Here is a 17439-nt window from a genome sequence, read left to right on the forward strand (position 1 = left end):
GGCCTTTTCTTTTTTGTCACTAACATGACAATCTATTATTAAGCATACATTTTTAAACCAATAACTGATAAAATTACTAACGAAATAAAGAACAGCCGTTTCTTATCTGCTGGTTCCTTAAAAAATACGATCCCGACAACTGCACTTCCGATTGTCCCGATACCAGTCCACACAGCATAAGCCGTTCCCATTGAAATACTTGACATTGCAACATTTAATAACGAAAAACTACATAGAAACCCGATGAATAAAACGAAAAAAGAAAAAATTCCTCCGCGTTTGTTCATAAGCGTAATTCCCATTACACCGACGACTTCGAACAATCCAGCTGTAATTAATGAAATCCAAGCCATGATTAGTTTGCACCTTCCTCTTGGACAGGAGTCACAACCTTAAGTCCAATAATTCCTCCTACTAAAAGAAGGATGAATAAGAGCTTTACGCCATTCACTTGTTCACCAAAAAAGAAAATTTCTGCCAATATCGTCCCTGCTGTCCCTAAGCCAACAAATACAGCATAAACTGTACTTGTTGTTAAAAATTTGGATGTGTAAATAATAACCCAGAAACTCACAGCCATAGCCAATATTGTTAACGTCCATTCCAACCCACTACTCGCATGCTTTAATCCTATTACCCAACCGACTTCAAACAGAGAAGATAGAACGACGAGTATCCATTTACTGTTCATTAAAAATCTCTCCTCCTTGCATTCCTCTCCATAATATGTCCCATGAAGCATCCGCTCGTACCTTGGCTTTTTCTTTTTCCCCATACAATAACTCAACATAGACGCTATCTAATAGTGAAACAAATACAATACTCGCTTTTTTCGCATCTATTCCTTTTACAATTCCTTTATCGATTGCAACAGTGAACAATTGTGCTAAAAGATCTTCCAATGTATCAATGTATTGGTTAAACGTCTCAATAAGTTCACTCTTTAAGCTGGATGGCGGGAAAAAGCCTTGCCTTAATAAAAAATGAAGCTGTTGATCTGTATAAAATCGTTCAATACTAGAATGAAGCAATGAACGTAATTGCTGTTCAAGTGGTTCTTCATTAGAAAAAAACGTTTTGATAAACGTGTACTCATTTTCTAACGCTTCATGGTACAGCTCAAAATATAGCTCTTTCTTTCCTTTAAAGTGAGAATAGATGGAAGCCTTCTTAATTCCGACTTCCTCGGCGATATGAGACATGGATGTACCTTCATACCCTTTTTTCGCGAATAAATTGTACGCTTTTTCTTTTATTAACTGTGAGCTCATAAGTTCCTCCTTTTCACTACCTACCGTTCGGTAGTTCAATCATATCTCAAAAATAAAGTAAATTCAAGTCGAGAATTACTATTATTCAGTATCAACACTAACTTAGAAAAAAACCTTCGTTAAAATAATGTTTTAACGAAGGTTTTTTGATGAGAGTGTTTGTTATGAGGTGAATAAACTGAATTTCTAATTGAGGATACTTATCGTATAATCTATAAAAGGAGCGAGGGGAAGGATTTGTTACATACATAGGTAGTAATCGTTAACAAGCGATTCACTCCACTCTCCTCCCCTTTGTATTAACCCATACGAAATTTCTTTTCGGAAAGTATCACTCTCTACTCTATTTGGATAATGTAATAAATCATTCAATGACATGACAAATACACCATTTTCGGGTTCACATAATCCAGAAAAATGGATGAAATATATACAATTTATGGTTGAAGGTTACACATTACCTAAAATCGCTAAAAAACTGAATATACACATTTCTATCGTAATTTTATTAGAGACGCAAAATCTTGAACGCATTAAGGAATCTGGGATTCAGTCAACTACAAGGTATCGTAGAAAGTGATGAAACTTTCTTTCGTGAGTCATTTAAAGGTCGCAAATAACACACCATAAACCAAAAAACATAGAGAGAAAGATAATAAAAGAGGGATTTCTAATCTTAAAAATTCTGTCGCTGTGGCACAAGATAGAAACGGCAAAATAATTGCACGAAAAGCAGGAACTGGGATGTGAAAGGCGAAGAAATTGATTCTGAGGTTGGCAACTCACAAATACATACATAAAAACAACAATCTTTCAGAAAAGAGCCTTCATAAAAAAATGGCTGCTTTAGAAGCAACCATTTCTAAGAAGCAATTCGATTTTCAGCTTTCGTTTTTTTCTCAATTAACGGATAGGCTTTTTGAATTTGTAAGGCAATTGTACCAGATAACACGGCTTTCACAACATCACCAGGAATATAGGCTAATGCAGAAATTGCTGCTTGCATCCATGTTAAATCGGTTACAAAAGATAAATACGTAATGCCACAAGCGTAAACGAAGAGTACGCCGCCAATAATATTAAATAAGACCATTTTCCATAATGATAAATGATTCCAGCTTTTTTCCACTAAATATCCAATAAGAAAGGCAGCGATTGGCCAACTCATAATATAGCCACCGCTTGGTCCAACTAATATACCTAGTCCGCCCCGACCTCCTGATAAAACTGGAGCACCAACAGCTACAAGTAATACAAATACAAGTAAGCTTAATCCGCCGCGCTTTGCACCTAGAACCGCCCCTGCCAACATGACCCCAAACGTTTGTGCCGTAATCGGAACTGGCGTAAACGGTAACATAATCGGAGGCAGTAACCCAAGGACAGCAACAACAGCTGCCATGAGCGAAACATACATCATGCTGCGCAAATTCATCTAGTATTCACCTCAACTCTTATTCTTATATTCAATATATATAAAAATCAACTTATTGTAAACACGTAAATTTATTTAGTTAACATAAAATTTAAGATAACTTTTTGTTTATATGGGGCCTAGTAATAGTAATACAACTATTAGCAAACGAGGTAAAGGTTAGACATCATTTTCGATGTTACATAAAATTATAAGTATTGTACAAACTCATTATTTTTCTGGAATAACAATTATTAAACAAAAATGGAATATCGTAATGAACAAAATCTTTAAACCCTACAATAATTAAGGGTTTTTTATAATTTAGATTTAGTCTATAGTCTCTCTATAAAAAGAGCATTATGTGAAAATTCTCCTCATTTACCACAAATACAGTCCATTTGATCTATTATTCCCTCTAACATAAACAGGATTTTTATCACAAAAAGTGTAAGCCGCACAAAATATCCTAGTTAACTATTACTATTTTTCAGGAAAACGCTTTCTTTCATCTGAGATTCTATTTATAGTAGTAAACGAAATTATTTTAATATTATGAAAGGAAGTGGGTTAATGAAGAAAAAAACAATCGTTTCAATCGGACTGTCTATTGGATTATTAAGTTCAGGAATTGGAGGAGCAGGTTCTATTTTTGAACCTACAAATGTAATGGCCACTAGCAAATTAACCGAAAATATTAAAATGAATGCAAAAGAAAGCACACCACACTTTATTTCAGGAAAATTAACCGAAAAATCTAGTAAAAAAGCAGAAGATATTGTTTTTAGTTACTTAAATGCAAAGAAACATTTATATAAGCTATCTGGAAAAGAGGCTAAAAATTCTTTTGTTGTGAAAGAAAAGAAAAAAGATAAGCTTGGGTTTACTTACCTTCGACTACAGCAGGTTTATAAAGGGGTACCGGTATTTGGCGCAACGATAACCGCACATGTGAAAGATGGTGTACTAACAGCTGTTTCAGGAACACCTATCCCGCATCTAGATAAATCCTCCATGATGAAAGAAAAAACGGTTCAACCTCAAGAAGCTATCCAAATTGCTGAAAATGACCTTAACTTTAACCCATCCTATGAAAAGAAACCAACATCTGACCTTGTTATTTACGTAAATGAAAATAAAGCACATCTTGCATATTTAGTTAACTTAAACTTCTTATCCCCGGAACCAGGAAACTGGATGTACTTTGTCGATGCTGCAAACGGAAAAATCATCAATAAGTATAATGATATGGATTATGCGAAAGGAAACAAACCTGGAGACATTTCTGGAACTGAAACAGATGTTACCGGTACAGGCATTGGGGTTCTTGGAGCTCAAAAAACATTAAATATGGTCCAATCTTCATCTTCTTATTATTTAAAAGACCGGACTCGAGGGAATGGGATTTTCACATACGATGCATCAAATCGCCATCGACTGCCCGGATCACTTTGGAGCGATACGGATACAATATTAAATACTGAGTATGATCGTGCTGCTGTAGATGCCCATTATCACGCAGGCGTTACATACGACTATTATATGGATACATTTAACAGAAACAGTTATGACGATAACGGTGCTGCCCTAAATTCCACTGTTCATTACAAAAGAGGATATAACAACGCTTTTTGGAATGGACAGCAAATGGTGTACGGTGATGGCGATGGCTCAACATTTATCGAGCTTTCTGGTGCTTTAGATGTTGTAGCCCATGAACTGACACATGCTGTAACAGACAGCACAGCGGATTTAATCTATCAATATGAATCCGGTGCCATTAATGAATCCATGTCAGATATTTTCGGAACATTAGTAGAGTTTTATGCAAATGATAATCCCGACTGGTTAGTTGGTGAAGATATTTATACACCTAATATAAGTGGGGATGCATTACGCTCCATGTCAGACCCAACCTCTTCTGGAGACCCAGATCACTACTCAAAACGGTACACAGGCACTCAAGATAACGGCGGTGTTCATATTAATAGCGGCATTATTAACAAAGCAGCCTACCTATTAAGTCAAGGAGGAACGCACTACGGAGTTTCTGTCAATGGTATCGGCAATGATAAAATGGGTCAAATATTTTATCGAGCATTAACTCAATATTTAACAGCTTCCTCTAATTTCAGTCATTTACGAGCAAGTGCAGTACAAGCTGCTACAGACCTATATGGATCTGGAAGCCAAGAGGTAGCATCTGTTAATCAAGCTTTTGATGCCGTAGGAGTATATTAAAGTGAAATTCATTCAGTGGGGATTTTTTTCATCCCCGCTGATTGTTCATCCCAGCATGTCGAATACAGAGGAGTTGAACGGACAGAGCATTCTTTCTATTACCGCAAGTTTTTCCCCCTATCGACCATAATTAGATGATGAATAATTCTATGAGTAAAAATATCGTAACAAATAAACTAAGATACCCATAAGCTTTTCGTCCTTGTTGAAATTGTTCTAATCCCATAACCAGTATCATTAAACCTAAGAAAAATAACATGTATGGTTGTAGCCAATGAATATCTGTTAATAAGCCGTAGCAATAACCAGTAATGCTAAAATGACTCTTGAAATCTTTAACATCGATACACCTTTTGATCGTACTTTTACTTATCCATCCCACGTTGACCCATTGTTAATACCAACTTTTTCAAAACATGGCGTTCTACTAAATCTTTTTTTGCTATTATTTAATTGTTGTAACAAATACATGGGAATTTTTGAAATTAATCGTAGCCTCTAGCAACAAGTATGTATCCAAATAAAAAAGACGATACTTCTCTTATTGAAGTATCCTGTCTGATAGCATTTTCATAAAAAGAAACTGCTTTTGATTCTTCTTCTAATACATCAAAACTCCATATAAGATTATGTATTGTTTAATCATCAAGATTCACCTCATAATTACATTTAACCCTTATTCTTCACAATTAGTGATTCTTTATTAGCAAAAATACATACTACTAATTGTTTTAGCGGCGCTCAAATCCTGGCCCGATTCATAAAGAAAAACGCATTTCTTGCTACAGAAATGCGCACTTTTCTAGATTAATATGCTTTTGCCCAATATACCATATGTTTTGCCTCTTTATTACAGCAAACACATTTATCTGATAGCTGATCTTGTTGAAAAGGTATGCAACGAGATGTTGCACCACTTTCCTCTTTTATCAAATCCTCACAAGCTACATCACCACACCACATAGCTTTAATAAAACGATTTTCATCATTTAAAGTACGTTTGAATTCTTCTAAATTAAAGACGATTGATGTTTTGGTTTTAAGGTGATTTGCAGCTTTTAAATACATGCTACTTTGGATATCTGATAAAATTCCTTGTATATTACTTTCTATATCATTTATCGAAACAATTATTTTCTCACCAGAATCACGTCTTACTAGCACTACTTGCTCATTTTCAATATCTTTTGGTCCTACCTCTAAACGTAGTGGAATTCCTTGCATTTCATATTCATTAAACTTCCAACCTGGTTGTTTATCACTTGCATCCATATCAATTCGCACCAAACTTGAAAGTCTTCTCTTGATTGAATAAGCATAATCTAAGACGCCTTCCTTGTGTTGAGCAATTGGTACAATCATCACTTGAGTAGGAGCCACTTTTGGTGGTAAAACTAATCCTCTATTATCACCATGAACCATAATCATGGCTCCAATTATTCGTGTTGTAAATCCCCAAGAAGTTTGTTGAACATTTTGTAGTTTTCCATCCCTGTTCAGAAAGTTAATTCCAAAAGCTTTAGCAAATCCGTCCCCTAAAAAGTGGGAGGTTGCTGCTTGTAATGCTTTACCATCATGCATTAGGCTCTCTACTGTGTATGTGAATTTAGCTCCAGCAAACTTTTCTTTATCAGTTTTTTTACCTTTTATGACAGGAATAGCTAATAGACCTTCACATAATGTTGAATAAACATTGAGCATTTTTTCTGTTTCATTTATAGCCTCTTCTTCTGTTTCATGACATGTATGACCTTCTTGCCATAAAAACTCTAATGTTCTTAGAAAAGGACGAGTTGTCTTTTCCCACCTTACGACATTGGCCCACTGATTATATAACTTTGGTAAATCTCTATAAGAGTGAATAATATTTTTAAAATGTTCTCCAAATAATACCTCTGAAGTTGGCCGAACACATAAACGTTCTTGCAATTCTTCTTCACCCCCATGTGTTACCCATGCAACCTCAGGAGCAAAGCCTTCAATATGATCTTTTTCTTTTTGTAGTAAACTTTCAGGTATTAAAAGTGGCATATAAACATTTTCATGTCCAGTTTCTTTAATTTGCTTGTCTAGTTGATCTTTTATATTCTCCCAAATTTTGTACCCATATGGCCGGATGACCATACTTCCACGTACACTTGAATAATCAACAAGTTTTGCCTTAGTTACAACATCTGTATACCATTGGGCAAAATCAACTTCCATGTTCGTAATTTTTTCAACAAAACGTTTCGACATAATACACCTCCTAAAAATTAACAAAAAAGCTGAACTCTAAGTTAGGGACCATCTCTGGTGGTACCACCCTAATTTAAAGCTCAGCTTTACACTTAATTTTGATAACGGCATAGAACCGCTGTGTTTTGTATACACAGAACTCATAGGCAGGTTCACTTGAATGTCTTTAGGAACTTCTCAGCATATGTTCCCTCTCTGTAAAAGTTTATTCAAATTACTGATCCTAATCAACGAAGTTTTAATATTTATATTTTTAAAACATTTTATATGTAAATCTTTTCAAAAACAATACCATATAAACATATTTTTGTTAAAATACCTCTAATCAAACTTGAGATTCCCATCAATTAGTATTTCCTAAATCCTTGTTCCATTATCTGAACCTAAAATGGAAAGCGAGCGTTTATCCTTTTTGCAGAATCGTGCCTTATTGAGGAAGACATATAACTGTATGTGGCTCTGCACATTAACTTCTGAAAATCCCATCTTTGTTCAAAGGGAAAAATAACAGTAATTATATTACTTGCAATTCGCTTTGAAGTAACCATTTAAACCATCTACCATGACCATCTACTTCAGCAATTGTTTGCTTATGTGCAAAACCGTTTAAATAGTAATCTAAATGTAAATTCCTATCTTGGATCTTATTGTAAATGTGAAAAACATCTCGTTCTAGTCCAATTGACTCAATATTGTTTAAGAGTAACTTTTTCACTTCTAATGGCATTTGATTTGCAACATGAGTATGAAAAATACAAAGCGAACTATCCTTTGGTACATTTTCAACAATTTCTCTCAATAATGTTACACCATCACCTTCAATTAATTGAACTGAATAGTCTTTAATATACAATTATTTCAAAATCAGAAAATTAACTCAACCTTTTATTCTATTAAAAAGACGATTTATTTGTTTTCAAAAAGCGCCCGATTACGGAAAAACTGAGGAGCTTCTATTAGCTGGTTTAGTTGCACTAGAACCATTTAAAAATCAAGTCCTAAAAAGGAAAAAAGCGCTGATCCTTATTCAAGGATTGCACCCTATAATGAATCTAGAGGCTTAGTAAAGTTGAGAGGAGTCTTTCTCTCCTCGTATCATATCTGTAATAGCAATATAAATGTTCGGTGGATATTCAGCTATTCTATGACAAAGGTATAAGTACCACTCAACACCATAAGTTAGATAAATCCGAACGGGTAGTCCATCATCTTTAAATCGTTTACAAAGGTCGGGGCGAATTCCGTATAGCATTTCTGCTTCTACATGTGGGTTTTGCAAATATCCACGCCCGATAACTTGTTTGTGTATTGCTTCATCATGAGAAGCAATTGAAACGGGGTGACCAGCATTAACACATAAATCTACTAATTCGAGATAACGTTGATTTAATTTGTCTGAACGAGGAACACAAATATCTGACGGTTCTTGGTAAGCCCCTTTAACGATACGAATTGCTCCAGAGTAGTTAAGTAACTCATTAAGATCATCGAGTGTTCGATACAATTGGGCTTGAAGGGTAATCCCAACGTTCGAATATTCCATAGCAACTTTTTTGTATATAGAGAGTATCTGATCCGTTTTTCCTGATTCCTCCATACTAATGATAAGAGAAAGACCATGGGACTGTGCTTCTTTCGCCATTGCTAGTAAGTTTTGATAGGCAAGATCAGGATCAACAGATAATCCAATATGGGATAGATCAAAAGAAATGCGAGAATTTATTCCACGGTTTCCACATTCTTTCATCAGCGCTATAAACTCATCTTTGGCTCGAACACACTCCTCTTTGTCTATAGTATTCTCCCCAATGAATTCTAGAGAAATGTTGTATCCCTTTTGTATAAGTTTGTCACCAATAGAAACGGCGTCTTCTCTTGATTCACCTGTTACAAATCGTTTAGCAGAACTCAAAAATAACGGATAAAGTTCAGGAGATTGTTGAATGTACTCCTTTATTTTTAAATTTCGAGCAATGGATTTCAAGGAATCTGTAAATTGTTTCTCAATTGACGGAAGACTCAATTATACCCCTCATTTCATCTGAATTTTCATAACAATTATCATTTAAATGTTGTCACAAATACAGGGAAATTTATGAAACTAATCACAGCCTCTAGCAGCAAGTCTGTATCCCAATAAAAAAGACGATACTTTTGGAAAAGCGCCCGATTACGGAAGATCATTTATGTTCTTTATCGAAGATAACCATCCGATACTTTAAGGGACTTAAGTCATTTACTATTAAACTCTCATACCCATCCTTAGAATTCCCTAGCCCATTTACCCTACCGATTAGCGTTTCTTTGCTATACTCTCTAATATTTCCATTCCCTTAGCTTCTGTCAATACATTAAGTACGTGTGTCTCAACGAACTCTTGAGCTTGCGGATCGCTGCTAGCTCTTATCTCTCTGGCGGCTGTCACCGTATCGTATGTCGTACGTTTAAACTCATATCCCTCTGGGGTAAGTAAAAGCCAATAGGCACCTGGCTGGTCAGCAAAGGGCATTCCTACACTTCCAGCATTAAGAATACACACTTCTCCTACTTGCTGCTTAAATTGTATATGAGTATGTCCGCACACAACAATCTGCTGATCACACCCATTAAAGATGACAGCAAGCCGCTCCTTTGAGGTAATAGGGGTAAAGATCTCCTCATCACTATGTGGTGTGGCATGGCAAAATAATATATCTCCTAATCCTTCAATACCAATTGTTGTCTGTTCTGGCAACTGAGCAAGGAAATCTCTTTGGGAACGTGTTATCTGTTTAGCGACCCAGTGTTGCTTCTCACTTCCTTTCTCTGACATATGGGGGAGTGGCTTGCCATCAAAAGCCATAACAACTTCGCGATCCCCATTTCCACGAATGAAGTGAACTTTGTCACCTAGCTTGGACAGACGTTCTAGCGTTTGAACAGGCATAGGTCCAGAGACGATATCGCCTCCAATAAAAATTAGGTCCGGCTGTACCTCTTTTAGCTCTTCAAGCACTGCGTTTAGTGCCGGCAGGTTCCCATGAATATCGTAAAGTGCAGCAATTCTCATCTCTCAATCCCCCAATCACTTTTTCTAGTGTTTATATTCTCCTTCTTTAAATTAATTCCTTTATTTTCAAGTTTATAGAGAATAAACTCCCAATAGCACAATATGCTTTCTTCCACATTCTGGACCTATAATGAAAAATGAGCGTTCAACATCTTGTGCGGCCCCTGCATGATTAAACGCTTCAATCTCCAGATCATTATCTTCGAACCACTTGCTGGCCCTAGTGTGTAGAACTGCAGCTTGATCGGGGCTATTCTTTATGGATTTATAGAACGTTGGCGTAACAAATCGGCAAAAAGATGATGATACCGGTACCACCAACGGTTGTTATCCAGTGGGATGATAAAGAGATTAGAACGCTCAAGATATCGTCCAGTTTTTATCTGAAGAACTCTATCGCATAGAGAACCGTAACATCGGTCAAGTGCAGTAAAAAAGCTCCTATTCGCTCGAAATATAGAAAAAAACACAAACGAGCTAGAACCCTTCCTTGCCCAGATGATCCGCAACCATATCACTGATGGAGCGTTCGTTTTCCTCTAATAATATTTAATATTTATGTTGTCATACTTGATAATATTTCACTTGTTCACTTTGAAATTAACCTCCGGATATTTAGCCGCGAGTTGTTGCAACCTAGAATCATCCGTTCCTTTTAAGAACTGATCAAAGAAAGCAAGGGTGAATTCGTTGACCATTCGATGAATCCTCTTCGGATCCTCGCCTTTCGCACACAAAAAGCACCCTTATAAGGTGCTTGGATCAAATTGCTGCATAATATTCATTCCATTCCGAATTATGCTACAAGTGCAAACGCATCAACGAGAAGAAGTTCCTCTAAAACAACACTTATTATTAATAACCATAAAACTAACGATGGCAAGTAATAATCCAGAAAAAACAAATACATTCCGAACTCCATAATAATCAGAAAACAAACCCATTATCAATGAGGAAACACCAAACACTCCTGTTTGAATTGTGCCAATGGAAGTATAAACAGTGGCCAATTTTTCTTTGGGAGCGCTCGTTTGAATTAATGTTTGTTGAGGAATATTTTTCAATTGTCCAAAAAGGCCAATTAATGCTGATAGAATCAAAGCAGTAATTGGAATGCTTGTCATACTAAATAGAATCGTTATAACGAACGACATACAAGCACCTGTAACAATAAAGGCATATCGGTTATTCTCTACGAACTTAGAAAACTTAACACAAATTATACTTCCTAAAACTAAACCAACAAAAAAGGAACTATTTAAATATCCCCACCATTGTTCTTGCTCATTTAAAACCTGTTCGACATACACATAGACTATTGATGCAATCCAAACGGTGGATGCAATAGTTTCTAAAAATTCTATTCGAACAAGTATTCTTAAGGTTGAAGTCATGTTAATTGTTTTCCATCCTTGTATTAACTGATCCCATGTTTTGCCTTGGTTGACTGACTTATGTTCTACACTTTTTAACAAGCTTACTATCAAGCTAGCCAATCCGAACATTATACATACCAACCAAATTAACTGGGTCGCATTTAATACTATCAATAACAAACTCCCCAAAAACCAAGTACCTATTTGAATGGATTGAGTAATCGTTTCAGCTATTCCATTTGCTTTAATTAGTTGGGCTTCCTTTACATAATACGGGATTAAAGTCTGTCGTATTGGATTAGCGCAGCCATCAAGCAGTGCTATTCCTGCAATTCCTACGAAAATAAAAATATAGTTAATTAAATGTACACCTGTCATCATAAACATCCCTAAGAATGTTAATAAAAATGTTTTTCCTATTTGTGAACCAAGTAAAAGGAGCTTTAAATTAAATCTTCCAACTAATACAGGTGTTAGTGTACTTGAAATAAACATAGAAAAAGTAATCGTAAATGGAACAAATGATGATACAGTAGCAGACTCGGTAATATCGTATATTTCACTAATAATCGCAACAATGTATAAAATGTCACCAATATTAGCAATGGACTGTCCAAGTATCAACAAAAGGAAATTCCTATTTAATTTCAAAACTATCCCCCATTTTTAAATTAAACTTTTAAAAAAATGAGGGGATATTAAATTGGATTATTAACCATAGAATTTTGCTCCTTTTTATATACGCAATATGATAAAAATCTTTGGGGGATAACAAGATTTATCATTTTTTGTTTCTATATTTTTCCTTATCATACCACATATAACGGATTTATCATTTTTTCAAATGCCTTTAACAAGAAAATAGGGGCAGCCAACAAGAACCGAAGAATGCTGTAAAATCAACATTCTTTTGGGGGTTACCTTTTTAAAGTTCGAGGAGTAAATATTACTTTTCGGATAGCCCCTTCCTTTTGCTTATTAAGCTTCCATTTTTTTATGTTGACAAAATGATAAGAAGAAACTACCTGTCCAAAGAATATATGCTAATTGAAATTTTGATAAACATTGAATATTCAAAGAAAGAAAGAAAGTTTTCTTTCTCGCTTAATTTTTTTCAGCTGTCTATAATAAAAAAATGAACAAAAGATAATAGCAATACAGCTACTTTTTGTGCGTATTCTAATAAGCTAATAATAAGTTATCACTCCACCCAATTAATTGATCATTGTTATATCCTTTGTTAATTGGTAATTCAAGTATCTTGTCTTTTAGTTCAAGATCACCACATCCAAATAAAATGAGACCTTACAGCTCTCTATTTCTTATAGTCCAAATAGCTTTAGAAAACATAAGAAACAACGAAGATAGTGAAAGGCTGTATAAATAAGACATTAGCAGACTACCATTTTCCTCTCCAAAAAGAGATACAAGTATGTGTTCATCTTCCAGCATCGATACATAGAGAGTACCGTTTGATCCGGCTGCTCCATTACTAGTAATCCAGGCGAGTAGCATAAAAAACAAAAGAAATATAATAATGACCCCCATCGGAAATTTTTTAGATGGAAAGAGTCTCTCCCCATAAAATGATACAAAATAGACGATACACCAAAAGGTAAGTAGAAAAATGTTCCAAAACATGCCAACTGATATTTTCAGGCCAGGTATAAGGGTAATCACCGATGTCAATACCATTGTAATGGAGATGTAAAGATTGTACAGTCGCTTGCTATTTCTGTTTATGAATGTAGCATACAGTGAAAAAATTAGCAGTACTGCTATGATCAGTCCTACTGCGATCGAGTGTGGCCGGGATTCATAGGGCGCAACAATACTAACAATACCAAATAGAATAGGAATAAAGTAGATATGAAATGGATGAGGTCTTGTATGTTCGTTGAAATCTGCTTTTTGTTGCTTTATTGCTTTAGCCATGCCCTCAACACCTTTTTTGTTTATATTTATCTTTTATACCTTTTATACGTTTATCATAAAACATTGTTTCGAATTCCTCCCTTTCTTCAACTAATCTGCCCGACTACTGAATAAGCCCAAACTTTTTTATTTTCTTTTTACGCTGCTACTCATGAACCATATCAATAACCCGTAAATTACAGTAAAAAATAAGGCCTGTACTATATTTTCTGTCCAAAGAAGTTTATTGTACCTAGAATAATCAAAGAGTAGCGCAATAATGAACACTGTCACAAAAATAACAAGATGCTTATATATGAACTTCATAAAACCACCAGTAATGTAGAAATTTATTCTTTTTCCATACCCAAAACTCAACAGCAACCATCCAATAATCCCTAATTTTTCACAACATTTTCATACCATTAAATGGCCAATTAACGGAATAACAGACTAAAAATTTTTACAACTCCAGCAGGAACATAAATGAACGAAACCCCTGTTTAATTAATCATACTTTTATAAATAATCACTCGTTGCCTCCGCGCTCTAGTGACAGGAATTCCTCTTCATAAAAACAAGTATTCAAATCTTTAACAACTCATTCAGTTCTGAATTAATGCACAGAGTTCGAATGCCAGTCTCACACAAAAAGCATCCTTATAAGGTGCTTGGATCAAATTGCTGCATAATACCCATTCCGAAGTATGCGATAAGTGCAAAAGCACCAACGAGAAGAAGATAACACATGAGTGTCGTCCATTTTGTTTTGGTATCCGTAATATAATATGTTTTTATTTGTTTCTTTTCATCGTAAAGCTTATCCATTTCTTTATTCAAACGGTTCATAGCTGCTTCGACATTTGCTTCTGTTTCTTGTTCTCCACTATAAAACTGAGCTCGATAATGATCGACTAGGCGCAGCTTTTCCCTTACGAAATCATACTCGACGATATGTAAAGCTTGCCGCTTCATCTCATTATCTTCAATAAATGAGATATAGGTTCTCTCTTTTTCTTTTTTTAACCATTTAAGTTCATCTTCTAATTTGTTCTTTTCATCAAAAATATTCAACTCTTCTTTAAGTTTCGTATGATAAAGTGCTAGTTCTTCCTTTACTCTTTTGTAAGTAGCTAATTTGGTGTCGATTAACTCTTGTTTAAATCCATCTCGGAAACGACCTAACCATGTTAAGAACCCTAAAAACAAAATGTATATTAATAGAAAAGAAGGGTCGAAAATGACAAAACCAAGTAAGAGCAAAAGACCTAGAAACCATACCTTCGGTGACAGAGCCGAAACAATTCTGCCACCATCTAAAGGAGATACTGGGATTAAATTAAACAAGTTTAAAAATGCTCCTAAATACATGACCATTCCCCAAAAAGGTGACTCCGTGAAATGATATAAAAGGAAGGCTGGTAAAGTTGCAAACAGTCCGAATAATGGACCGCCGTATGCAACATATGCCTCATCCTTCGCATTTTTTGGCATCTCTTTCATTCCGACTACCGCTCCGACAAACGGGATGAATATGGCCGAAGTGGTTGGAATCCCTTTTCTCTTCGCAGCTACTAAATGACCTAACTCATGGATAAAAAGCTGATAGATAAGAGCAATGGCAAATTTCCATCCGTAAAAGGCAGCATACGCCCACAAAGATACGAGCATAGAAATTAATGTAGGCAGCTTGGCAAATTTAAGAATCCCAGCAACCCACTTAAATTTCCCTAAAAGAAATGCTCCTATAACGAGTAGAAATGACCAAGCTCCTCGTTTTTGCTGAATCCCTTTACTTGTATGTTCCATCATCCTACCCCTTTCGACAAAAACCTTTCAATTAGCATGACGTTTCGGTCTTCAGGATGGTTTCATTTTCCAACGTTTTTTTCTATCTTTTACCTACATCTTATAAGAAACGATGATTATAAAATGATAACCTTTTAACATCCTAGCTCATGTATCGTTACTTCACTGCGTACCATGAAACGAAAATTGAGATGTGACTGACCAATTCCTTTTGATATGTAAAAAGATCCCTGCTCCCTTGAGTGTCTTCCTTTATAAATCCCTTTCTTCGGAAGTTCCCCCATATTTACAAAGTGAAAGAAATAAGGAACATTTACTTGTTTTCCATGTAAATGACCAGCGATAAGCATTGTGAAAGAATGTTCAATCTCCTCCACTATATTTGGGTCATGTGTTAAAACAAGTACTTCCTTACCCTTAGGATTTGAAAAACGAAAGCTTGTTTCGATATCATGAAAGCCTTTAGCATAATCATCAATCCCTACAATAATAATATCTTCTTTTTCAACATAATCATTTTTTAGCAAATAAACACCATGCGCTTCTAATAGATTCTCTAGCTGCGGAAGGTCTTTTATACGACGATCATGGTTACCAAGCACGGCGTAGCTTTCGATATTCGTTTCCTCGATCATCTTTAAAAATTCACTTAATAATGGAAACTCTTTTTCATTTTGATCTATAAAATCCCCTGTTAGAAAGATATAATCAGGGTTTTCTGCTTCAATTAAAGATTGAATCGTTCTTAGCGGTACTCGTAAATGTTTAATGTGAAGATCACTAATTTGGATAATTTTCTTCTTCACTTTACTATTCCAATGGACACGTTCTACTTTCAGCCATTTTGTTGGGAATACGAAAAAGAGCTCCCACAAGAGTACCAAGACGATTAACCCTGTAACACTAAATAAGAGAAATTCCAACTTACTTCACCTGCTTTTTTATCGTGATAGTATTATAACAAAGAATATACCATAATGTGCCAATAAATGAGTAGAAGAATATTTTATTAGGATATTTACTGGTATTTACACTTGTAAATTGTGTGAACGAGCTCTTTTAAAAAGATATGACCTTTCACCAATAGTGGCAAAAGGTCATAGTTTCATAAAAATTTTAGCATAGTCTAAAGAACAATATCAGCGCCAGCGCAAGGCGATAAGTAGACGACAGCAATCGAAATTTTCAACTTTTGATGTGAATTCTAATCGTAACCCATCAGGATTGTAATGGACATCTACGTTTGACGTAACACCTATCGAATGAATTAACCGTTTTACCTCTTTGATATCTGAAGCTTGTGCAGCATACATTAATTCAGCATCAAATTCTTTTGACTCGGATAATTTATTTAAGACGGTGCTTGCTTCTTTCATAAGCTTTTTCGCTTCATTTGCTGATTTGTACAAAAGATTTGGGTCAACCGCTGGATATTGACGATTTGGAATATAAGTAGTAGGCGAATAAGGGAGATAATAGTAACTAGGGTGATATAAATAATACATTTGCAATTTTCCCTCCTAGGATATACATACAATTACTATATGCACATATGCTTATTTGAGGGAAAGATATCTATTCATGAATTCTTCTTTAACTAAAACCGTTCTTGATCATTCTCCACCATACTACTACGATCATTTTGTACATCTCCTTTTACGATTTCATCTGAATACTCTTTTGCTGAGTCACTAATTTTAACTGCTGAAAATACATCTGACCAGGCTTCTACAGAAATCGAACCGCTGTTATTAGGGAGTTCTTTTTCATATTTCTTTTTAGGCATCTTGTATCCCCTTCCAACAAATTAATCTTTATTTAGTATAGGATGTTTATTTTAAAAAATAATCGTTAATTTTTTACTAAATGTTCATCAGGGTTTCGGGCAAATGAAGAAGGGTAAAACTAGAAGGAGGGATTATTATGAGCAAGCAAAATAAACAAGGTCGACGAAACTTTAATCAAACGCAGGATCAAACTGCTTTGCAAAGTGGAAGAAATGATATTGAATTAGGGCTTGCTGAACGAATTGGCAACTTAATGTTTTTTAAACAGCTATCTTCGCGAATACCTTTCTGAAAAAATGCCAAAAAAGAACTCTGAGCTTTCGCTCGAGATTCATGACGA

18 protein-coding genes, 2 pseudogenes and 1 other annotated feature are annotated in these 17439 nt (G+C 35.2%); of the genes and pseudogenes, 3 read left to right on the top strand and 17 right to left on the bottom strand.

The annotated features are described in order from the left end of the window. Positions 1-38: 38 nt before the first annotated feature. Genes MLD65_RS10985 through MLD65_RS10995 form a run of 3 tightly spaced genes read right to left on the bottom strand, consistent with a single transcriptional unit; the run spans position 39 to position 1271 of the window. Positions 39-353, bottom strand: a complete 315-nt coding sequence (locus MLD65_RS10985; protein WP_243291912.1) for a DMT family transporter — start codon at positions 351-353, stop codon at positions 39-41. Positions 354-355: 2 nt separating this feature from the next. Then, a complete protein-coding gene (locus tag MLD65_RS10990; RefSeq protein WP_243291913.1) occupies positions 356-691 on the bottom strand; it encodes a DMT family transporter in 336 nt (111 codons plus the stop codon). Continuing rightward, the gene (locus MLD65_RS10995; RefSeq protein WP_243291914.1) at positions 681-1271 is read right to left on the bottom strand and encodes a TetR/AcrR family transcriptional regulator; all 591 of its coding nucleotides are present in this window, start codon (positions 1269-1271) and stop codon (positions 681-683) included. Before MLD65_RS10995 ends, MLD65_RS10990 begins: the two co-directional genes overlap by 11 nt. A 355-nt stretch (positions 1272-1626) precedes the next feature. Here MLD65_RS10995 and MLD65_RS11000 point away from each other — a divergent pair. Beyond that, positions 1627-2050, top strand: a pseudogene (locus MLD65_RS11000) (IS1595 family transposase); the annotation flags it as partial. A gap of 83 nt (positions 2051-2133) precedes the next feature. Here MLD65_RS11000 and MLD65_RS11005 read toward each other — a convergent pair. Next, complete coding sequence (locus MLD65_RS11005) at positions 2134-2706, bottom strand: biotin transporter BioY (protein ID WP_243291915.1); 573 nt, start codon at positions 2704-2706, stop codon at positions 2134-2136. A 552-nt stretch (positions 2707-3258) separates the two neighbouring features. Here MLD65_RS11005 and MLD65_RS11010 point away from each other — a divergent pair. Then, entirely contained in the window at positions 3259-4926 is a 1668-nt protein-coding gene (locus MLD65_RS11010) for a M4 family metallopeptidase (RefSeq protein ID WP_243291916.1), read from the top strand. A gap of 130 nt (positions 4927-5056) precedes the next feature. On the opposite strand, the gene MLD65_RS18290 is transcribed toward MLD65_RS11010, so the two are convergent. From MLD65_RS18290 to MLD65_RS11065, 13 genes and pseudogenes are all read right to left on the bottom strand, one after another. After that, positions 5057-5185 (bottom strand): DUF3953 domain-containing protein, encoded by a 129-nt coding sequence (locus tag MLD65_RS18290; RefSeq protein ID WP_347709292.1) that lies wholly within the window; start codon positions 5183-5185, stop codon positions 5057-5059. A 548-nt stretch (positions 5186-5733) separates the two neighbouring features. Further along, the gene (gene proS, locus MLD65_RS11015; RefSeq protein ID WP_279326042.1) at positions 5734-7164 is read right to left on the bottom strand and encodes a proline--tRNA ligase; all 1431 of its coding nucleotides are present in this window, start codon (positions 7162-7164) and stop codon (positions 5734-5736) included. 40 nt (positions 7165-7204) lie between these two features. Further along, positions 7205-7404, bottom strand: a binding site (T-box leader). 274 nt (positions 7405-7678) lie between these two features. Further along, complete coding sequence (locus MLD65_RS11020; protein ID WP_279326043.1) at positions 7679-8017, bottom strand: DUF2332 family protein; 339 nt, start codon at positions 8015-8017, stop codon at positions 7679-7681. Positions 8018-8224: 207 nt separating this feature from the next. Beyond that, on the bottom strand, positions 8225-9187 hold the full coding sequence (locus tag MLD65_RS11025) for a proline dehydrogenase family protein (protein ID WP_243291918.1): 963 nt from the start codon (positions 9185-9187) through the stop codon (positions 8225-8227). Between the two features lie 270 nt (positions 9188-9457). Beyond that, the gene (locus MLD65_RS11030) at positions 9458-10213 is read right to left on the bottom strand and encodes a metallophosphoesterase family protein (protein ID WP_243291919.1); all 756 of its coding nucleotides are present in this window, start codon (positions 10211-10213) and stop codon (positions 9458-9460) included. Positions 10214-10470: 257 nt separating this feature from the next. Then, a complete protein-coding gene (locus MLD65_RS18425; protein ID WP_481748520.1) occupies positions 10471-10731 on the bottom strand; it encodes a winged helix-turn-helix domain-containing protein in 261 nt (86 codons plus the stop codon). 63 nt (positions 10732-10794) lie between these two features. After that, positions 10795-10950 (bottom strand): annotated as a pseudogene (locus MLD65_RS11035) (carboxylic ester hydrolase); the annotation flags it as partial. An 81-nt stretch (positions 10951-11031) separates the two neighbouring features. Continuing rightward, the gene (locus tag MLD65_RS11040) at positions 11032-12240 is read right to left on the bottom strand and encodes an MFS transporter (RefSeq protein WP_243291920.1); all 1209 of its coding nucleotides are present in this window, start codon (positions 12238-12240) and stop codon (positions 11032-11034) included. 654 nt (positions 12241-12894) lie between these two features. Next, positions 12895-13524, bottom strand: a complete 630-nt coding sequence (locus MLD65_RS11045) for a hypothetical protein (RefSeq protein WP_243291921.1) — start codon at positions 13522-13524, stop codon at positions 12895-12897. A gap of 639 nt (positions 13525-14163) precedes the next feature. Then, positions 14164-15312, bottom strand: a complete 1149-nt coding sequence (locus tag MLD65_RS11050) for a site-2 protease family protein (RefSeq protein WP_481748521.1) — start codon at positions 15310-15312, stop codon at positions 14164-14166. 134 nt (positions 15313-15446) lie between these two features. Next, positions 15447-16235 carry a metallophosphoesterase gene (locus MLD65_RS11055; RefSeq protein ID WP_243291923.1) on the bottom strand — a complete coding sequence of 263 codons (789 nt, stop codon included), beginning with the start codon at positions 16233-16235 and terminating at the stop codon, positions 15447-15449. Positions 16236-16451: 216 nt separating this feature from the next. Then, positions 16452-16817, bottom strand: coding sequence for a YuzC family spore coat inner layer protein (locus MLD65_RS11060; RefSeq protein ID WP_243291924.1), 366 nt, complete (start codon positions 16815-16817; stop codon positions 16452-16454). 92 nt (positions 16818-16909) lie between these two features. After that, positions 16910-17098, bottom strand: a complete 189-nt coding sequence (locus MLD65_RS11065; RefSeq protein WP_243291925.1) for a hypothetical protein — start codon at positions 17096-17098, stop codon at positions 16910-16912. 137 nt (positions 17099-17235) lie between these two features. Between MLD65_RS11065 and MLD65_RS11070 the strand changes: the two genes are divergently transcribed. Beyond that, entirely contained in the window at positions 17236-17391 is a 156-nt protein-coding gene (locus MLD65_RS11070; RefSeq protein ID WP_243291926.1) for a hypothetical protein, read from the top strand. The last annotated feature ends 48 nt before the right edge of the window (positions 17392-17439 follow it).

The sequence above is a fragment of the Bacillus sp. FJAT-47783 genome (assembly GCF_022808615.1).
Taxonomy (GTDB): Bacteria; Bacillota; Bacilli; order Bacillales; family Aeribacillaceae; genus Bacillus_BZ.